Source organism: Curtobacterium flaccumfaciens pv. betae (assembly GCF_026241855.1).
Classification (GTDB): domain Bacteria; phylum Actinomycetota; class Actinomycetes; order Actinomycetales; family Microbacteriaceae; genus Curtobacterium; species Curtobacterium flaccumfaciens.
In genome coordinates this window covers 215,171-233,339 of sequence record NZ_JAPJDC010000001.1, presented here as the reverse complement: position 1 = coordinate 233,339, position 18,169 = coordinate 215,171, and the positions used below count along the sequence as shown (strand labels likewise).

The following is an 18,169-nucleotide window of genomic DNA, read 5'->3' as shown; positions in this document are numbered from 1 at the left end:
CGCTCCCCCGCTACGCGGTCTCCGGCTCCAGCACGCGCGCTCGCACCTGCGCCGCCGCACCGAGTGCGACGGCGTCGGACCCGAGCGTCGACTGTGCGAGCCGGATCGTCGCCCCGCTGACCGGCGGTTCCGCGGCGATCGCCGCCGTGATGGCCGGTTCGAGCAGGTCCCAGGACCGTGCGATCCCCCCGCCGATCAGGACGGTCGTGACGTCGAGGATCCCCGCGGTCAGCAGTGCGGCACGGGCCAGGCCCCACCCAGCGGTGGCGAAGACGGCGGCCGCGTCGGCGTCCCCGCCGCGTGCGGCGACGGCGACGTCCCGTGCCGAGAGCATCCGGCCGGAGCGCTCGGCGTAGCGGTCGGCGATGCCGCGTGCGCCCGCGATGGTCTCCAGGTGCCCGGTCTGTCCGCAGGTGCACCGGGCATCGCCGAAGCCGGGGACGTGGCCGATCTCACCGGCGGCACCGCGCGGGCCGGCGAAGAGCCGTCCGTCGAGCACGAGCGCGCCGCCGACGCCGGTGCCGAGGGTCATCCCGAGCACGTCGGACTCCCCCACGACCGCGCCGGTGGCGATCTCGCCGAGCAGGAACGCGTTCACGTCGTTGTCGAGGGTCGCGGGGACGCCGAGGGCGTCCGTCACCGCCCGGGTCACGCCGTACCCCGCCCAGCCGGTGAACGAGTTGCCGGTGACCAGGACGGTCCCCGTGGTCCGGTCGACGACGCCGGCTGCGCCCACCCCGACACCCGCCAAGGAGGCCCGGTGCGTCTCGAGCAGACCCGTCACGGCCCCGAGTGCGGCCGTCACGATCGCCGCCCCGCCCGCGTGGGCGGGCGTCGGCAGGTCGAGGCGGTCGATGACCTCGAGGTCGGGCGTGGTCAGGACGACCTTCGTGTTGGTGCCGCCGACGTCGACCCCGGCCAGGACCCGGGTCACGCGGTCACCGCCGCGAGCGAGGCGAGGCGCTCCGTCCGACGCTGCCGTTGCAGCACGGGGTCGGGCACCGGTACCGCGGCGAGCAACCGCCGGGTGTAGTCGGTGGTGGGGTGCAGGAGCGTCGTACCGGTGGTGCCCTGCTCCTCGACGACGCCCGAGCGCATCACCACGACGCGCTCGGCGAAGTGCTGCACGACGGCCAGGTCGTGCGAGACGAACAGGCACGCGAACCCCAGGTCGTCCTGCAGCTCGCCCAGGACCTCGAGCACGGTCTCCTGCACGCTGACGTCGAGCGCCGAGGTCGGTTCGTCGGCGACGAGCAACCGCGGTTCGAGCACCAGCGCCCGGGCGAGCGAGACCCGCTGGCGCTGCCCGCCGGAGAGCTCGCGCGGGGCACGGGACGCCAGGGTCCGCGGCAGCCGGACCGCGTCGAGCACCTCGTCGATGCGACGACGGCGGTCGGCCGAGGACATCCCGCGACGGTGCACGGCGAGGGGTTCCGCGATGCACTCGGCCACGGACATCCGGGCGTCGAGGGACGCCACCGGGTCCTGCAGCACGACGCCGATGCCGGAGCGGAGGGCACGACGGTCACGCCCCTTCGCGGTCCGCAGGTCCTGCCCGAACAGCGACACCGTGCCGGACGTCGGCTTGATGAGCCCGAGCGCCACCCGGGCCGCGGTCGACTTGCCGGAGCCGGACTCGCCGACCAGGCCGACGGTCTCACCGGCGTGCACCGCGATGTCGATGCCCGCGAGCGCGTGGACGGCGCGCGCCCCGCGCCCGAACGTCACCGAGACGTCCCGCAGGTCGACCACCGGGGCCGCACCGGGCCTCCCGGCCGTCTCGGTCTGTGTGTCCGCGACGGGCGCCGACGGACGATCGCCCGCCACGTCGAGCCGCGGCACCGCGGCGAGCAGCCGCTTGGTGTACTCGTGCTCGGGGCGGAGCAGGACGTCCTCGACCCCGCCGGTCTCGACGATCTCGCCCTGGAGCATCACCGCGACCCGATCGGCGAAGTCCGCGACGACACCCATGTTGTGCGTGACGAGCAGCACACCGGTGCCGGTCTCGGCGGCGAGCGCACGGAGGAGCTCGAGGATCTCGGCCTGCACGGTCACGTCGAGGGCCGTGGTCGGCTCGTCCGCGATGAGCAGCTTCGGCGCGTTCGCGATCGCCATCGCGATGACCACGCGCTGGCGCTGCCCACCCGACAGCTGGAACGGGAACGACCGGGTGCGCGACTCGGGGTCGGGGATGCCGACGCGACGGAGCAGGTCGACGGCCGCGGCCGCGGCGGCGGACGCGGAGACGTCCCGGTGGTTCCGGATCACCTCGGCGATCTGCGCACCGACGCGGGTGAGCGGGTCGAGGGCGGTCGCGGGCTCCTGGAAGACCATCGAGACGGTCGAACCGCGCAGTGCCCGGAGCGCGGGTTCGCCGGCGCCGACGACCTGGTGGCCGGCGACGACGGCGCTGCCCGATGCTGTCGCGTTGCCGGAGAGCAGGCCCATCGCGGCGAGGGCGACGGTCGACTTGCCGGAGCCGGACTCGCCGACCAGGGCGAGGGTCTCGCCGGGGGCGACCGTCAGGGACACCCCCCGCACGGCGTCGACGGTGCCGGACTCGGTGCTGAAGGAGACGCCGAGGTCGGTCGTCCGCAGGATCGGTTCGGTCGTCATCAGCGGCCCCGTACGTCGAAGGCGTCCCGCAGTCCGTCGCCCACCGCGTTGAACGCGCAGACGACCAGGATCACGGCCAGACCCGGCGGCACGATGAGCCACCAGCGCCCGGAGTAGGCGGCGGTGAGACCCGCCGAGAGCATGCCGCCCCAGTCCGTCGCGGGCGGCTGCACGCCGAGCCCGAGGTACGAGACGTAGGCGACCAGCAGGATCGCGTCGGCGACCTGGAACGTCGCCGCGACGACGATCGTCGACACCGAGTTCGGCAGCAGGTGCTTGCCGATCGCGCGGGCGTGCGAGCCGCCGATCGCGCGCAGTGTCAGGACGTAGTCGCGGTTCTTGAGCGTCAGGGTCTCGGCACGGATCAGGCGGGACGGCACGAGCCACGACACCAGGCCGAGGATGACGATGAGGCCGCCCACCCCCGGGTTCGTGATCGCCGAGATGACGAGCAGGATGAACAGGGCCGGGATCGCGATGCCGGCGTCGACGACGCGCATCATCAGGGCGTCGACCCAGCCGCCGACGTACCCGGCGACGGACCCCCACAGCGTGCCGACGACGGTGGCCAGGACCCCGGCGGCGATGCCCACCATCAGGGAGACCTTGCCGCCGTACATCAGGCGGCCGAGGACGTCGTGGCCGACGGCGTCGGTGCCGAGCCAGTGCGCGGCGCTCGGGCCCTGGTTGGCCTGCTCGAGCAGCGTGTGGGTCTGGTCGGTCGGGTACACGAACGGGCCGACGAAGCAGAACAGCACGATGACGACGATCAGGGCGAGGCCGATCACGGCGAGGGTGTTGCCCCGGAAGCGTCGGGCGGCGAGCCGGAACCCGGTCGCCGCGACGGTGACGGGGGCACCAGGGGCTTCGGGGGCCATCTGGACGGCGGTCATGCGCGGCTCGCCTTCACTCGGGGATCGATCAAGGACTGTGCGACGTCGGCGAGCAGGGTGCCGATGACGGTCGCGATGGAGATGACGAGCACGCAGCCGAGCAGCGTCGGGTAGTCGGAGGACTGTGCGGCGTTCCAGAACAGCAGCCCCATGCCGGGGTAGTTGAACAGCTGCTCGGTCACCAGGGCGCCGCCGAACAGCACCGGCAGGTAGTACCCGAGCATCGCGACGACCGGGGTCAGCGAGTTCCGGAACACGTGCCGTCGCAGGATCGTCGCGGTCGAGGCGCCGCCGGCACGGGCGGTGCGGACGTAGTCCTCCTGCAGGTTCTCGAGCGTCGAGGCGCGCATGTACCGACTGAACACCGCGATCATCGCGAGGGCTCCGGTCACCACGGGCAGCACGAGTCCGGCGGGGTCCTGGAACACCTCGGCGAGGGTGGTGCCGCTCGGTGCCTGGGACGGCAGCCACGGCAGCTGCTGGCTGAAGACGATGATCAGGACGAGGCCGAGGAAGAACGCCGGCGTCGAGTAGAAGACGAACGCCAGGGCGGTGGCCGCGTAGTCGACCGCACCGTTGCGGCGGGCCGCCTGGAGCATCCCGACCGGGATCGCGACGACGAGTCCGAGCACCGCGGAGATGCCGGTGAGCACGAGGGTCTTCGGCAGGCGCTCGGCGATGAGCTGCGAGACCGGCTCGTTGAGCGTGTACGAGGTACCGAGGTCGCCGGTCAGCAGACGACCGAGGAACCGCAGGTACTGCACGGGCAGCGGCTGGTCCAGCCCCTGCGCCTGGTTGAACTGGGCGATCTGCGTCGGGGTCGCGGAGACGCCGAGCACGCCGCGGGCAGGGCCGCCGGGCAGCGCGTGCAGCAGGCAGAACACCACGACGGTGACGATGAGGATCACCGCGAGCGCCTGCAGGACGCGCCTGGTGAGGTAGAGAGCTGTGGTCATGCGGCTTCCGATGGTCGGATTGGAGACGTGCGAGGGACGGGAGGCGCGGTGCGCGTCGTACGCGCACCGCGCCTCCCATCCGTGGTCACGGTCTTACTTGTTCCACTTCCACTGGGCCGGGTGGAAGTTGGCGAGCGAGTCCTGGTCGAAGCCGGACAGGCCCTTCTTGACGACCGAGATCTGGTAATCGGGGCTCGGCAGCCAGATCACCGGCAGGTCCTTCGCGACCGCTGCGCTGTAGTCCTGCACGGCGGTGGCGTCGGTCGAGGTGGTGGTCGCGTCGATCAGGGAGTCGACCTCCTTGTTGGAGTAGCTGCCGAAGTTCGCCGAACCGCCGGTCTGGAACAGCGACTCACCGGTCGGGTAGGCCGGGAAGTACCAGCTGCCCGCGGTGCCGAAGAACGACAGGTCCCAGTCGCAGCTGGCCTCGTCCGAGGTGCAGGTCGGGGTCTGCGACAGCACGCTCGACACCGGTGCGGTCTTGATGGTGAAGTCGATGCCGGTCTTCCCGAGCGACGACTGGATCGCGCTCATCATGTTGTCGGTCACGGTCGAGCCGGACTGCGACAGCACCTGCATCGAGAACTTCGTGCCCTGCTCGACGCCCTCGCCGCACTGGCTGGCGGACGTGCCCGGGTCGGTGCAGACCATCGTGCCGCCCTGCTCCTCCCAACCGTGGCTGGTCAGCAGGTCCTTGGCCTTCGAGGTGCTGAACGGGTACGGGTTCGACTTCTGCACGTCGGAGACGTAGTCGGACTCCTGTGCCTGCGGGATCGGACCGTACGTCGAGGTGGCGGTGCCGTTGAAGACGACCTTCGACAGCGACTTCTGGTCGATCGACATCTGGACGGCCTGACGGGCGTACAGCTGCTTGAAGACGGCGCCCATCGTCGGGTTGTTGAAGTTGTACGGCATGTACGTGATGGCCCAGCCGGTCCACGGCTCGACCTCGTAGCCCTTCCCCGTGAAGGAGGACTTCTGGTCCATGTCGGTGGCGTTGATGTACCCGTAGTCGACCTCGCCCGAGCGGACGGCGTTCACCTCGGCGTCGGCCGTGGTGAAGGGCAGCAGGTTGACCGTCGTGATCGACGGCTTCTCACCACCGTCGTACTTCTTGTTCGCCGTCAGGGTGACCTTGCCGGCCGTGGTGAAGGTCTTGACGCCGTACGGGCCGGAGATGGTCTTCCACAGGTCGTCGGTGGCGTAGTCGGAGATCTTGCCGGCTGCGGTGTTGAGGTACTTCCACACCTGCTTCGCGCCGGCGGTGGTCTCGTCGGCGTCGGTCACCTTCGCGGTCGCGCTGGTCTTGTCCCAGGCGTGCTGGGGCAGCGGGATGATGTGGCTCAGCTGGTTGGCGAGCATCCAGTCCGAGTTGTAGGCCTTGTCGAACGTGATGGTGAAGTGCGTGTCGTCGACGGCCTTGAACGACGTCCAGTTGTCCGGTGCCTTGCCCTTGGAGTACGAGCCCCACTGGTCCTTGTTCGCCTTGATCAGGTTGAACCAGAACCCGACGTCGCGGCTCGTGATCGCCTCGCCGTCCGACCAGTGTCGGTCGCCGAGCGTCATGGTGACGCTCTTGCCGTCGTCGGCGAACTCCGCATCGGTGGCGACGGAGCCGGCCTTGTTCCATGCGATCTTGCCGGTGGAGCCGTCGTACGCGACGAGCGGCTCGTACAGCGACTGGGCGATGGAGCCGTTGTTCGTGTTGAGGTGCGCGGCGGTGCCGATCGGCAGGATCCAGTTCGGCGTGAAGTTGGCGGGGAGCGCGTAGTCGATCTCGTCGGTCGATCCCTGCGAGGCGTTGCCGCCTCCGGAACAGCCGGCGAGCAGCGCGCTCACGGCGATCGCAGCTCCGGTGAGGAGCGCCCAGCGACGGGGCTTGGACATGCGGTGTCTCCTTGTGCGAGGGACTTCGGGGAGGTGGAGCACGGGTGCCGAGCGGCACGAGGACAGTCAAGGACCAAAGCGATTGGAAAAACAAACATCTCGATGTAAAAACTGCGTTACTGCGGAACGGACGAAAGGGTGGACCGCTCGATCCGCCCCGTAGGCTCGCGGCAGAACGGACCACCGACCGGTGTTCCGCTCCCGTTCCGCCCGGATTGGAGAAAGTCGTGGCCGATCTCAGCGCCCGCGTCCTCGAGCTCGTCGCCTCGGGGCAGGCCGCCAGCCGGACCGAGATCGCGAAGGTGCTCGGAGCCGCCCCCTCGACCGTCTCGCACGTCGTCGGCCAGCTCCTCGAGCACGGGATCCTCGCCGAGGAAGGCACCGACGTCTCGACCGGCGGTCGCCCCCGCAAGGTGCTCCGCATCGGCGGCGTCGACGAGTACGCGGTCGCAGCGGACGTCGGTGGCGGGCACGCGCGCATCGGCGTCGTCCTGCCAGGAGGCGCGCTCGAGTCGGTCGCGAACGTCCCGTTCGCGCTCTCCGACGGTCCGACCGCCGGGCTCCAGCGCCTGGCCGCGCTGCTCGAGCGGCTCGCCGACGACCGTGGTCGCGAGGGGCTGCGGGGCGTCGGGCTCAGCCTGCCCGGGCCCGTCGACGTCGTCGCCGGCGTCGTGGACCTGCCGAGCCGGATGCCGGGGTGGAACGGGTTCCCCGTGGCCGCGTGGCTGAGCGACCGGTTCGGCCTGCCGGCGATCGTCGACAACGACGCGAACTGCATGGCGGCGGGTGAACAGACCGTGCAGGACCCGGCTCGACGCCAGACCATCACGATCAAGGCCGGATCGGCGATCGGCGCGGGCATCGTCATCGACGGCCGGCTCTACCGCGGGTCGACCGGGGCCGCCGGGGACATCACCCATGTGCGGATCGACGCCGCCGGGGACACCCCGTGCTCGTGCGGCAACACCGGCTGCCTCGAGACGGTGGCGTCCGGTGCCGCCCTGGTCCGGATCCTGTCGAACGCCGGGGTCGACGTCGCCTCGACCGCCGACGTCGTCCGGCTCGCCTCGGACGCGCACCCCGAGGCCACCCGTGCCGTGCGGATGGCGGGCAAGTACCTGGGCGAGGTACTCGCCGCCAACGTGAACTTCTTCAACCCGGACGCCGTGTACCTGGGCGGCATCCTGTCGACCCTCGACCCGTTCATCGCCGCCGTGCGGAGCCAGCTCTACGAGAGCTGCCACCCGTTGATGACCCAGCACCTGGCCATCGAGCCGGTGTCGCTCGGCGCCGATGCCGGGCTCGTCGGCGCCGGGCAGTTTGCGCTGCAGCGGGGCCTCGCCGCCTCGCTCGAGGAGCTCTCCGCGCCCATCCCCCAGTCCACCACCAGGAACAGGAGCGTCCGTGTCTGAGACCGGTCCCGTCACCCCAGCCGTCCCCGTCGCCGCAGCCAGCACCGCTGGCGCCGCTGGCGTCCGTCGCCCGGTCATCGCCATCGCCGGGCTCGCCATCGAGACCTCGACGTTCACGCCGACCCGGACCCACGCCCCCGCCTTCCACCCGGACCGCGGGGACGAAGCCGTCGCCCGCTACCCGTTCCTGGCGACCATGGCGGACCGGGCGGACTTCCGCGGGGCGCTCATCGGGCACGCGCTGCCCGGCGGGATCGTCGACCGGGCGTCGTACGAAACCCTGGCCGACGAGATCGTGGAGCGGCTGCGTGCGCTGGGTCCGGTCGACGGGCTCTGGTACGACATCCACGGCGCGATGGTGGTCGAGGGACTCGACGACGCCGAGACGGACCTGCTCGGCCGCATCCGCGCGGTCGTCGGCCCCGACGTCATCGTGTCCGCGTCGATGGACCTGCACGGCAACGTCACGCGCGAGCTCGCCCACCGGGTCGACCTCGTCACCTGCTACCGGATGGCCCCGCACGAGGACACCCTCGAGACGAAGGAGCGTGCCGTCCGGAACCTCGTCGAGGTGCTCACCGAACGACCCGTCGGTGCGCAACGACCCGTGAAGGCCTGGATCCCGATCCCCGTCCTGCTGCCGGGCGAGCAGACCTCGACCCGTCTCGAGCCGGCGAAGTCCCTGTACGCGCAGGTCCCGCTCGTCGAGCAGACCGAGGGCGTGCTCGACGCCGCGATCTGGGTCGGGTACGCGTGGGCCGACCAGCCCCGCGACCAGGCCGTCACCGTCGTCACCGGGTGGGACGAGGCCGCCGTCGCAGCCGGTGCCGAGCGACTCGCACGTGCGTTCTGGGACGTCCGCGAGGACTTCGTGTTCGTCGCCCCCACCGGCACGTTCGAGGAGTGCCTCGACGCAGCGCTCGCCCCGGGCGCCGCGAAGCCGTACTTCGTCTCGGACTCGGGTGACAACCCCACGGCCGGCGGCTCCGGCGACATGACCTGGGGCCTGACGCAGGTGCTCGCCCGCCCGGAGTTCCAGGACCCGTCCGGCCCGACCGTCATCTACGCGAGCGTGCCCGGACCGGCCGCCGTCGCCGCGGCGGTGGACGCCGGCGTCGGTGCGACGATCACCGTGACCGCCGGTGCCGAGGTCGACCACGTGCACGCGGGCCCGATCACGATGACCGGCCGGGTGCACGCGATCAAGCAGGGTGACCGCGACGCCGAGACCGAGGTCGTGCTGCAGGTCGGCAGCGTCTTCGCGATCCTGACGAAGCTGCGGAAGCCGTACCACCACGAGCACGACTTCACCGATCTCGACCTGGCCCCGCGGCAGGCGGACGTCGTCATCGTGAAGATCGGGTACCTCGAACCGGAGCTGTTCGACATGTCCGCCGACTGGATGCTCGCGCTCACCCCGGGCGGTGTCGACCAGGACCTGCTGCGCCTCGGGCACCACAGGATCGAGCGGCCGATGTTCCCCTACGATCGAGTGTTCCCGACGGCACCGGACCTCCGCGCCCGCATCGTCCCCGCCTCCAACGAACCGCTCGGAGCCCCTGCATGAGCACCACCGCCGCACTCGAGATCGCCGTCACCTCACCGGCGGGTGCGATCACCGCGCGGGACGGCGGCGCCGACCGCGTCGAACTCTGCGTCGGGCTCGAGCTCGGCGGGCTCACCCCGTCGCAGGCCCTGGTCGAGACGACCCACGAGACCGGGATCCCGGCGCACGCGCTGGTCCGCTGCCGTCCGGGCGGGTTCGTGCACTCCCCCGACGAGGTCGAGCTCATGGTGCGCGAGGTCCGCACGGTCCTGCGCTCCGGGGCCGCGGGCGTCGTGGTCGGTGCCCTGCGCCCCGACAGGACCCTGGACGAGGACGCCCTCCGCCGCTTCGTGGACGCCGCCCGCTCGGTCAGCGCCACCGCCGAGGTCACCCTGCACCGCGCGATCGACCACGCGACCGACCCCGTCGCCGCTGCCGGGTCGCTCGCGGCGCTCGGGTTCACCCGCGTCCTGACCTCGGGCGCCGCCCCCACCGCGGTCGCCGGCGCCGAGACGATCGCGCGCATGGTCGAGGCCGCCGGGCCCGTGCAGGTGATGGCCGGCGCCGGGGTCACCCCCGCCGACGTCCGCGCCCTGCTCGCCACCGGCGCCGCAGCCGTGCACCTGTCGGCCAAGCGTCCGGCCGCGGACAGCACGCACGCCGGGGTGCCGATGGGCGCCGGGGACGACGGCTCCGCGCACTTCGTCACCGACGCCGAGGTCGTCGCGGCCGCACGGCGCGCGCTCGACGCCTGAGTCGTTCGGGACCCGCTCCGACAGTCGGCACCACCTGACCGAACGGAGAACCGTGTCCGCTCCCGTGGATTGTCCTGATTTCAGAAGACGCTTCCAGCGAGGGACAAGCGACCATCGGGGATCGGGCTGTCTCAACGGCGGTGATCTCGAGCTCGCCCGCCGGTCGGGCCAATTGCTCCGATCTCGACCCGGTCGAGGGACGGACTCGGCACTGTTACTTCCAGTTCGCATCCGCCAAGGCGTAGCTGTCAAGCAGTCGGCCCCGGTCAAAGAATTGCTCGTGCAATAGGTCTCATCGCCCCCGGGGGTCGCAGCTGTCCGCATCGGGATCGCACCGAGCCATCCGTTCGGAGCGAGCAGGACGTGCCTGGATGCTCCCGGAATGGACGTTTCGATGTTCGAACAGTTCGGGCCTGCGGAGGAACCACTGCAGACGAGGCTCCGTTGGTCGGCGGGAAGCACCTCGACGAGTTCGAGGTCATCGTTCGGGACCGTCCAAACCACGGTTCCAACGTTCTCGCCACTTACCGTCACCGTCGATCGGTCGGGTGCGCAGTGCTCCGCGAGGGGGTGCATGCAGTGCTCAACGCACTCGGTCCCACGCCGACGTTCCATTCTAGATGGAGGGGTTCGGCTCGGTCTGCGGCGACGGCATCATGGTCCTCCTTGGGAAGTCCGCCAACCCATCTCGTCCGGAGCAGTCAGCTGATGCGCCGCCGGGTCACGCTTCGCGGCTCGTGGATCTGTTCCGAGGAGACCGCGATCCGGGTGAGGCGTCAGCTCCGGTCCTTGGCAGCTGTCTGTCAGCGCCAGCGGATCACCCTGCCGTCGGCTCCTCGACATGTGGAGCCGCTGTGGCGGGTGTCGTCGTTCGTCTTCGCCGGATCTGAGGCAACGCTCAGCTATTGTGAATTACGTTAGACGATCGTCTATTGGACGCCACCTGTTCGCCTCCGGGACAGGCAAACACACCTTCACGGACCTCCTGCGGGCCGACTCTCTCACTGAGGCGACCGCCTCGCACCGAGGAGAAGGACACACCATGCAGCTCACTCCCCAGCTACGATCCGTTTCACCGACACGCACGCGGATGGTGGCCGCAGCCGTCGTCGCCGTCGCCGCGCTCACACTCGCGATCAGCGGCCCAGCCAGTGCAGCGATGGCTGCGCAGAGCACCCCTGCCGAGAAGGTCGCTTTGTCCCTCGAACACGGCACCATCGCGCAAGACGTCAAAACGGGAAGGATCTCGGAGGCCGACATCGTCGCAGCCGCAGCCGCAGGGTTCACCGTCAACGGCCGCCACATCGCGAGCTGGACCAACCTCTCGCCAGCACAGGAAGCACAGGCGGAACAAGGCGCAGAGCAGATGGCTGCGGACCCCGCGATGAGCGCGGCCCGGACCGCGCAGCCCCAGACGGTGCAGCTCCACGCTGGAGGACCGACCGTCACCACTCCACACACCACGGCGGGCACCCACCCCGGCGGGATCGACGACGACAAACACTGGTGGAACCACATCTTCGAGGATCACATCCTCTACGTCAACGGCAAATGGCTGAGCTGGATGATCTCCGTCCCCCTCGTCTATGCACTCGCGAGTGCCTGCACGTTCTACGACCTGAGCAAGGCCAGCTGCGCCCTGCTCGGCGTCGTGATCGCCGGCGGAGCCGCCGCTGGGTTGCAGAGCTGGAGCTGCATCAAGAACGGTATCTGGATCGACGTCCCGTACATCTGGCGAACACACTGCTGACTGCCTCCCTCGTGAGCGACGAGCGGCCAGAGCAGAGGGTCCGAGCCGCTTGGTCCACTTTCGCTTGGTCGCCCACGCACGGGACGCCCGCGGTGATCACCACGTCACCACGGGCGTCCTGCTCGTGTCCCTCGGCGACCGGCAGTGCTCCATGTGCTGGTGCAGTCGATCATCCAATCGGTCTCAGATCACCGACTGACCGTTGTTGGACGGTAGGACGATGGCATTGAGGTTGACCTCGTCATCGCTCAGCACGAAGGTGATCGATGCAGCGACACGAGCGGCCTCGACCGCTGCAGGAACGAGCCCGAGGACCGGGAGGATGCGACCGCGGCGGAGAGCGGAGTCGAACGACGCTTCGATCTTCGTGATGGTGCTGCCGGGCGCCATCCACCTGCGGGAGGGTGGCAGAACGGGATACCACCGCGCCCGCGCATCCTCAGAAAGTGCGATTGGCGGCCATCCCGGCCTCGACGAGCCTCAGCCGGCCTGCCGACATGGCGGCGCGGGAAGAATGACGAATTACCAGTCGGGCGCAACGACTGTACGCGCCCTCATCGATTGCTCGGTCATTGTCCAGCCGAAAAGTGCGCGACGCACTTATGTTGATTCAACAGACAGTTGTCTGACGAACCTGGCTACCGGCGCCAGCGGGAGGTGCAGTATTCACTGAACATGTCCTACACCGCGATGGAACAGTTCTTTTCGGAACAACGAGGGCACGCGCTCGCACCGGCTTGAGTTTTATCGGTCACTTCAGTTCGTCGGCGCCAGTGACCGATCGGGTCTTCTCCAGGTGCGGATTCCTGGCTTCACTAGCGCGTAGAGCGGAGGGGATACGGTAGCGGCGAGAAAGGGCGAACGTATCTCTTTCGCCTTCAGGTCGACCGCCATTTCGGCTGAACGCCTCCAGAGCCATCGGCCGGGCCTCGCCGCGTCGATCAATTTCAAGGAAATCCGCATTTTCGATGCAGGACCAGTAGTACTCGCCCTACCGGTAGTCCCAGCTCGTGAACGCGTCGGCGAGCGTGCTCGTTTTCTTGGAGGCCCCATGTCTTGCGTCCGCGTCCGTGCTCACTTGATACTCAGGGCCGCCACGATCGCTGCTGTCGTCGCCTGCGTCGTCGGCGCCGGTCACCTCTCGGGAACCGAGGCTCGTGCAGCGGCCGCGCAGTCGGCAGCGTCGACCGCTAAGCCGCCGTACACGGGCACCCGTCAGATGGAGCGACTCGACCGTGCGCCCGAGGCCGCTCGCGTGTCCAACGGAGTTTTCCTCTCGTGGCGGATGCTCGCCACGGACCCTGATTCCATCGCCTTCGTTGTCTACCGCGACGGAGCTCAGATCACGCCGAGGCCGCTCGAAACAGCTACGAACTATCTCGACACAGCAGGACTACCCACCTCTCGATACGAGGTACGCAGCATCACCGACGGCGTGGAGCGCGCCGTCACGGCACCCTTCGGCGTTCGGACCGCTCCCTACGTTTCGGTTCCCCTCGACCGACCAGATGGGGGAGCCACACCGACGGGGGAGACGTACACCTACAGTGCCAACGACACAAGCGTCGGTGACGCGGACGGCGATGGGCAGTACGAGTTGTTCGTGAAGTGGGACCCGAGCGATTCGAAGGACAACGGCCAGCCCGGCTACACGGGGCCCGTGCTTCTCGACGCCTACAGGATGGACGGCACGCGCCTCTGGCGGATCTCACTCGGACCGAACATCCGCGCTGGCGCTCACTACACCCAGTTCCAGGTCTACGACTACGACGGCGACGGCCGCGCAGAGGTCGTGATGAAGACCGCCGACGGCACTGTGGACGGGACGGGAACGGTGATCGGCGATGGAGACGCCGACTACCGGAACGCTCGTGGCTACGTGCTGGCAGGCCCCGAGTACCTCACCGTCTTCTCAGGGCTGACGGGCCACGCAATCGACACCGTTCCCTACGACCCTCCGCGCGGCGACGTCGCATCCTGGGGGGACACCTACGGCAACCGCGTCGATCGATTCCTCGCGGCAACCGCTTACCTCGACGGGTCGCACCCAAGCGTCCTGATGACGCGCGGCTACTACGGGCGCACCGCCCTCGCCGCCTACGACTTCGACGGCACGCACCTCAAGGAACGGTGGAAGCTCGACAGCAGTGCTCCTGGCCAGGAGGCCGCAGCCGGGCAGGGCCACCACAACCTCGCAGTCGCAGATGTCGATGGGGACGGGCGGGACGAGATCGTGTTCGGCTCCATGACGGTCGACGACGACGGAACTCTCCTCTACTCGACGGGTCTCGGGCACGGAGATGCGATCCACGTGGGAGACCTCGTCCCGGACAATCCCGGCCTCGAGGTGTTCGCAGTGCATGAGTTCATGAGCAAGTCAGGCAATCGGGCCGCCACGATGCGGGACGCACGCACGGGCCGCATCCTGTGGAGCATCCCGGGTGACCGCGACACGGGCTTCGGGCTCACCGCGGACGTCGACCCACGATTTCCCGGTTCGGAGTCATGGACGTACGGGCTCGGACCGGATGGAGCGCTGCAGGCTCAGCTCCGCGCTGCGGACGGCAGCCTCATCACTGACGCCATTCCCGACTCGCGGTTCGCGATCTTCTGGGACGGAGACGCACTCCGCGAGCAGCTCGGCGGCACCTACGACCCCGCGACGAACGCCGCGGTGCCCGTCGTCAGCAAATGGAACTGGAAGACCCGACAACGCGACGTGCTCCTGCAAGCCGATGGTGCCCTCACCGACAACGGCACGAAGGTGAACCCGATGCTGCAAGCCGACCTCCTCGGCGACTGGCGAGAGGAGATGGTCGTTCGCAGCGGTGACTCCAAGGAACTCCGCATCTACTCCACCGCCGATCCATCCGACATGCGCTTGCGCACCTTCATGCAGGATCCGAATTACCGCCTCGGCGTCGCCTGGCAAAACACGGGGTACAACATGCCGCCTCAGCCGAGCTACTTCATCGGAGCGGGCATGGCCACACCGCCCACACCGCGAGTACGGCTGGCCGGGCCGGATCGTTCCGCACCTTTGCAGGGGCAGGCGCCGCGGTAGAACCGTCTCGCAGACGATCGCTGCTCGTCGACGGCGGCTTCGTCAGCGGTAGCCAGGTGCATCCCCTGATGAAGCTCGAAGTGAGTCCGTTTGTACCGTTGCTTGGCACATCCTCTCGGACTTGGCAGCGGCGGCAGATCCACCCGCTACGCAACCTGGTGCTCAGTCCGAGTGGCTTGTTCCAGAAAGCGTTCACCCGGGCCGCTCAGTGACCTGCTGTCTGCGACGCTCACTGACGAAGCAGCAACGGTCGACACGCAGGGGCGAGGACCGGCGATGGGCTCCATGGAGCACCGCGCTCCAGGCTTCAGGCCACGGACTGCTGAAGCACCTGGAACGCCACCGCCACCACAAGTGCGTTGTAGAAGAAACTGAGGATGCTGTGCGTCATGACCGTCCACCGCATGCGGCTGGTCAGCACATCAGCGTCGGAGGTAGCGAAAGCAGTGCCGATCGCGAACGAGAAGTAGAGGTAGTCGGTCACGGTCGGCGGCATCTTCTTGGGGAAGGCGATTCCTGGCGTGCGCCCGTCTCGTCGCTGGGTCACCTGGTAGATGTTCGCGAACCCGATGTGGAACAACAGCCATGACAGCAGCACCCCCACGGACGCGAGCACAGCGAGAACGAGGTCGGGCCCGTGCACCGACGCTGCCCCGCGCGCGGCGAGAGCAGTGATGGCAGAGGTGATGCCCGTCGCGCTCGCCACCAGTGGGAAGATCCACGCGATGGCCTCGGCGAAACGAGATTGGTCGTCGTCTTCGCGCACGCTGGGACGGCTCATCGTCCTGATCGCTCCGACGACGACGTAGAGCACCGCCACCGCCTCCCAGGCGATGAGCGCCCCCGAGGCACCCGTCACCAGGTAGGTGATGGAGGCCGCGACGATGATCGCCTCCATCACACCCTTGATCACGCTCGGCGAGCTGCGTGCGACTCTCGCTCTGGCTGTGCGCTTCACCTCGCACCGCCTGCCGCGAGGTGCGCGATGGTGAAGCCCCTGAGCACCCCGGCCACGCGCGGATGGAGAGGAGGCGCGGGGGTGTCGTCCGCTGGCATGCACATGAGGCTATCGCCTGTGCACCCGCGCGCGCCGCCGTGAACCTCGGCGGCGGCAGCAGCGCACGAAGCCGGGGCAGGTGTGCAGGCCCGACCGGGTGAAAGCGGGGTACTCGGTCGAGGAACGGCTCTGGGCACGACGGTCGATCGGGGTGCTGACCAGCGGACTCGGCGAGGCCGGGAATGGATCGTCGCACTCCGGGGCTTGATGCCCCCATGACATCGTCAGCAGCGCGCCGCGGGTGGCTCAGCGTCACGTCCGTCGCACTCGGGTCGTTCGTGCTCGTCCTGTCCGAGTTCCTGCCCATCGGACTGCTCCCCGCCATCGCCGACGACCTGGACGTCGGCATCGGCACCGCCGGCCTGATGGTCGTCGCCACCGGACTGGTCGGAGCCGTCGCCGCACCGGTCGTCACCGTCCTGACCTCGCGGCTCGACCGCCGGGTGGTGCTCGTGTCCCTGACCGTGCTGCTCGTGGTCGCCGACGGCCTCGCCGCGATCGCGCCGTCGTTCTGGGTGCTGCTCATCGCACGGATGCTGCTCGGTGTCGGCATCGGTGGCTTCTGGGCCATCGGCGCCGGGATCGCCGGGCGACTCGTCCGGCCCGAGCTGACGATCCGCGCGACCTCGCTCATCACGGCCGGCGTCTCCGTCGCGACCGTCGTGAGCCTGCCGCTCGGCGCCCTGGTGCCGTCGCTCGCCAGCTGGCGCCTCGGCTTCGTGATCGGTGGGGCGCTCGGTGTCGTCGCGCTCGTCCTGCAGCTGGCGATGCTGCCGAGGATCCCCGCGCAGCAGCGGGTGCGGTTCGCCACGCTCGCGTCGCTGCTCCGCGTGCCCCGTGCCCGGGTCGGGCTCATCGCCGCGGCCTTCGTCTTCGCGGCCCAGTTCGCCGCGTACACCTACATCGCGCCGTACCTGCAGCAGCTCGTCGGCGTCGGCCCGGACACCGTGACGATCGCGCTGCTGGTGTTCGGCGTCGCGGGCATCGTCGGGAACTTCGCCGCGGGCTTCACGCTCGACCGCAGTGTCCTCGGCACCATCGGGGCGTCGAAGTTCGTGCTCGCGGCGGCCGTCGTGCTGCTGCCGCTGCTCGCCCACTCCGTCGTGGGGGTCTTCGTGCTGCTCGTCGTGTGGGGCCTGGTGTGGGGTGCGCTGCCGCTCGGGATGCAGACGTGGATGTCGACGGCGTCGCCGGCCGGGTCCGAGACCGGGCTCGCGCTGTTCGTCACGACGATCCAGCTCGCGATCGCCGCCGGTTCGGTGCTCGGTGGTGCCGCGGTGTCGTCGTTCGGTCTGGCTGCTGACTTCTGGCTGGCCGGCGGGGTCGCGATCGTCGGTGCCGTCGTGCTCGTCGCGATGGGGCTGCGGAAGTCGAGTGCCGTGCCGGTGGTCGAGCCGGTCTCGGCTGAGCCGACGCCGACCGGCCCGGTGGCCGTCGCCTGCCCCTGACGCCGGTCGGGATCGGTAGGGATCGATCGCAAGACACCGGTGTTCGCGCACTGAACACGCGCAGACCGCGGTTCAACGGGTGAACACCGGTGTTTTGCGGACTCGGTCAGGTCAGGGCGATGACGCGGTCGGCCGCGGCGATCACGGCGGGGTCGTGGGCCGCGTGCACGACCACGACCCCTGCCGCGGCCTCGTCGGCGAGCGCCGCCACCACGAGCGCCGCCGACTCGGCATCGACCCCCGCGGTCGGTTCGTCCACCAGCAGCACCCCGGCACGCTGCGCCAGCCCGAGCGCGACGAGCGTCCGCTGACGCTGCCCGCCCGACAGCTCCTCGACGGGCCGGTCGGCGAGGTCGGTGATCGCCATCCGCTCGAGCTGCGCGTCGACGATCGCCCGGTCGGCGCGTCCGAGCGGCCGCCACCACGCGCGGTGCCGCCACCGCCCCATCGTGACGGCCGCGCGGACGGTGAGCGGGAGCGTGGTCGGCGGCACGGACTGGGTCACGTAGGCGACGCCGTCGGACGGGAGGCCCGTCACCCGCCCGGCGGTCGGCCGTACGACGTCCGCCACCACGTCGAGCAGCGTCGACTTGCCGGATCCGTTCGGTCCGGTGAGCGCGGTGACGACCCCGGCGGGGAACGTCACGTCGAGCGCGTCGAGGACGGTCCGGTCGCCGAGGACGGCCGTCACGCGGTCCAGGTGGACGGCGGATCGGGGATCAGTCGGCTCGGTCGGCTCGGTCGCAGGCACCTGAGCACGCTATCAGTATCGATACTCGTTTTCA

General features: G+C 69.6%; 14 protein-coding genes. 6 read left to right on the top strand and 8 right to left on the bottom strand.

Annotated features, from left to right (window positions below):
- Positions 1–10 precede the first annotated feature (10 nt).
- The 5 genes from ORG17_RS01160 to ORG17_RS01140 all read right to left on the bottom strand — a co-directional run bounded on the left by ORG17_RS01160 (position 11) and on the right by ORG17_RS01140 (position 6,352).
- Complete coding sequence (locus ORG17_RS01160; RefSeq protein ID WP_027467215.1) at positions 11–934, bottom strand: ROK family protein; 924 nt, start codon at positions 932–934, stop codon at positions 11–13.
- Entirely contained in the window at positions 931–2,616 is a 1,686-nt protein-coding gene (locus ORG17_RS01155; protein WP_214527166.1) for a dipeptide ABC transporter ATP-binding protein, read from the bottom strand. The genes ORG17_RS01160 and ORG17_RS01155 overlap by 4 nt, the downstream gene beginning before the upstream one ends.
- The gene (locus ORG17_RS01150; RefSeq protein ID WP_027467217.1) at positions 2,616–3,509 is read right to left on the bottom strand and encodes an ABC transporter permease; all 894 of its coding nucleotides are present in this window, start codon (positions 3,507–3,509) and stop codon (positions 2,616–2,618) included. Before ORG17_RS01150 ends, ORG17_RS01155 begins: the two co-directional genes overlap by 1 nt.
- Complete coding sequence (locus ORG17_RS01145; protein ID WP_027467218.1) at positions 3,506–4,465, bottom strand: ABC transporter permease; 960 nt, start codon at positions 4,463–4,465, stop codon at positions 3,506–3,508. The genes ORG17_RS01150 and ORG17_RS01145 overlap by 4 nt, the downstream gene beginning before the upstream one ends.
- Before the next feature lie 93 nt (positions 4,466–4,558).
- Complete coding sequence (locus ORG17_RS01140) at positions 4,559–6,352, bottom strand: peptide ABC transporter substrate-binding protein (RefSeq protein WP_214527167.1); 1,794 nt, start codon at positions 6,350–6,352, stop codon at positions 4,559–4,561.
- A 227-nt stretch (positions 6,353–6,579) separates the two neighbouring features.
- Between ORG17_RS01140 and ORG17_RS01135 the strand changes: the two genes are divergently transcribed.
- From ORG17_RS01135 to ORG17_RS01120, 4 genes are all read left to right on the top strand, one after another.
- The gene (locus ORG17_RS01135; protein ID WP_083404204.1) at positions 6,580–7,764 is read left to right on the top strand and encodes an ROK family protein; all 1,185 of its coding nucleotides are present in this window, start codon (positions 6,580–6,582) and stop codon (positions 7,762–7,764) included.
- Entirely contained in the window at positions 7,757–9,331 is a 1,575-nt protein-coding gene (locus ORG17_RS01130) for a M81 family metallopeptidase (RefSeq protein WP_214527168.1), read from the top strand. Before ORG17_RS01135 ends, ORG17_RS01130 begins: the two co-directional genes overlap by 8 nt.
- Entirely contained in the window at positions 9,328–10,065 is a 738-nt protein-coding gene (locus ORG17_RS01125) for a copper homeostasis protein CutC (RefSeq protein ID WP_071245156.1), read from the top strand. The genes ORG17_RS01130 and ORG17_RS01125 overlap by 4 nt, the downstream gene beginning before the upstream one ends.
- A 1,042-nt stretch (positions 10,066–11,107) precedes the next feature.
- Positions 11,108–11,815: a hypothetical protein gene (locus ORG17_RS01120; RefSeq protein WP_214527169.1), complete on the top strand. Its 708-nt coding sequence runs from the start codon at positions 11,108–11,110 to the stop codon at positions 11,813–11,815.
- A 183-nt stretch (positions 11,816–11,998) separates the two neighbouring features.
- Here the strand turns inward: ORG17_RS01120 and ORG17_RS01115 are convergent, their stop codons facing one another.
- Positions 11,999–12,205 (bottom strand): hypothetical protein, encoded by a 207-nt coding sequence (locus tag ORG17_RS01115; protein WP_214527170.1) that lies wholly within the window; start codon positions 12,203–12,205, stop codon positions 11,999–12,001.
- 661 nt (positions 12,206–12,866) lie between these two features.
- Here ORG17_RS01115 and ORG17_RS01110 point away from each other — a divergent pair.
- Positions 12,867–14,879, top strand: coding sequence for a rhamnogalacturonan lyase (locus tag ORG17_RS01110; protein WP_214527172.1), 2,013 nt, complete (start codon positions 12,867–12,869; stop codon positions 14,877–14,879).
- 307 nt (positions 14,880–15,186) lie between these two features.
- On the opposite strand, the gene ORG17_RS01105 is transcribed toward ORG17_RS01110, so the two are convergent.
- Entirely contained in the window at positions 15,187–15,777 is a 591-nt protein-coding gene (locus tag ORG17_RS01105; protein WP_214527174.1) for a DUF1345 domain-containing protein, read from the bottom strand.
- Positions 15,778–16,151: 374 nt separating this feature from the next.
- On the opposite strand from ORG17_RS01105, the gene ORG17_RS01100 reads away from it, so the two are divergent.
- Entirely contained in the window at positions 16,152–17,384 is a 1,233-nt protein-coding gene (locus ORG17_RS01100; RefSeq protein ID WP_214527176.1) for an MFS transporter, read from the top strand.
- A 106-nt stretch (positions 17,385–17,490) separates the two neighbouring features.
- Here the strand turns inward: ORG17_RS01100 and ORG17_RS01095 are convergent, their stop codons facing one another.
- Positions 17,491–18,135 (bottom strand): ATP-binding cassette domain-containing protein, encoded by a 645-nt coding sequence (locus ORG17_RS01095; protein WP_301565371.1) that lies wholly within the window; start codon positions 18,133–18,135, stop codon positions 17,491–17,493.
- Positions 18,136–18,169 lie beyond the last annotated feature (34 nt).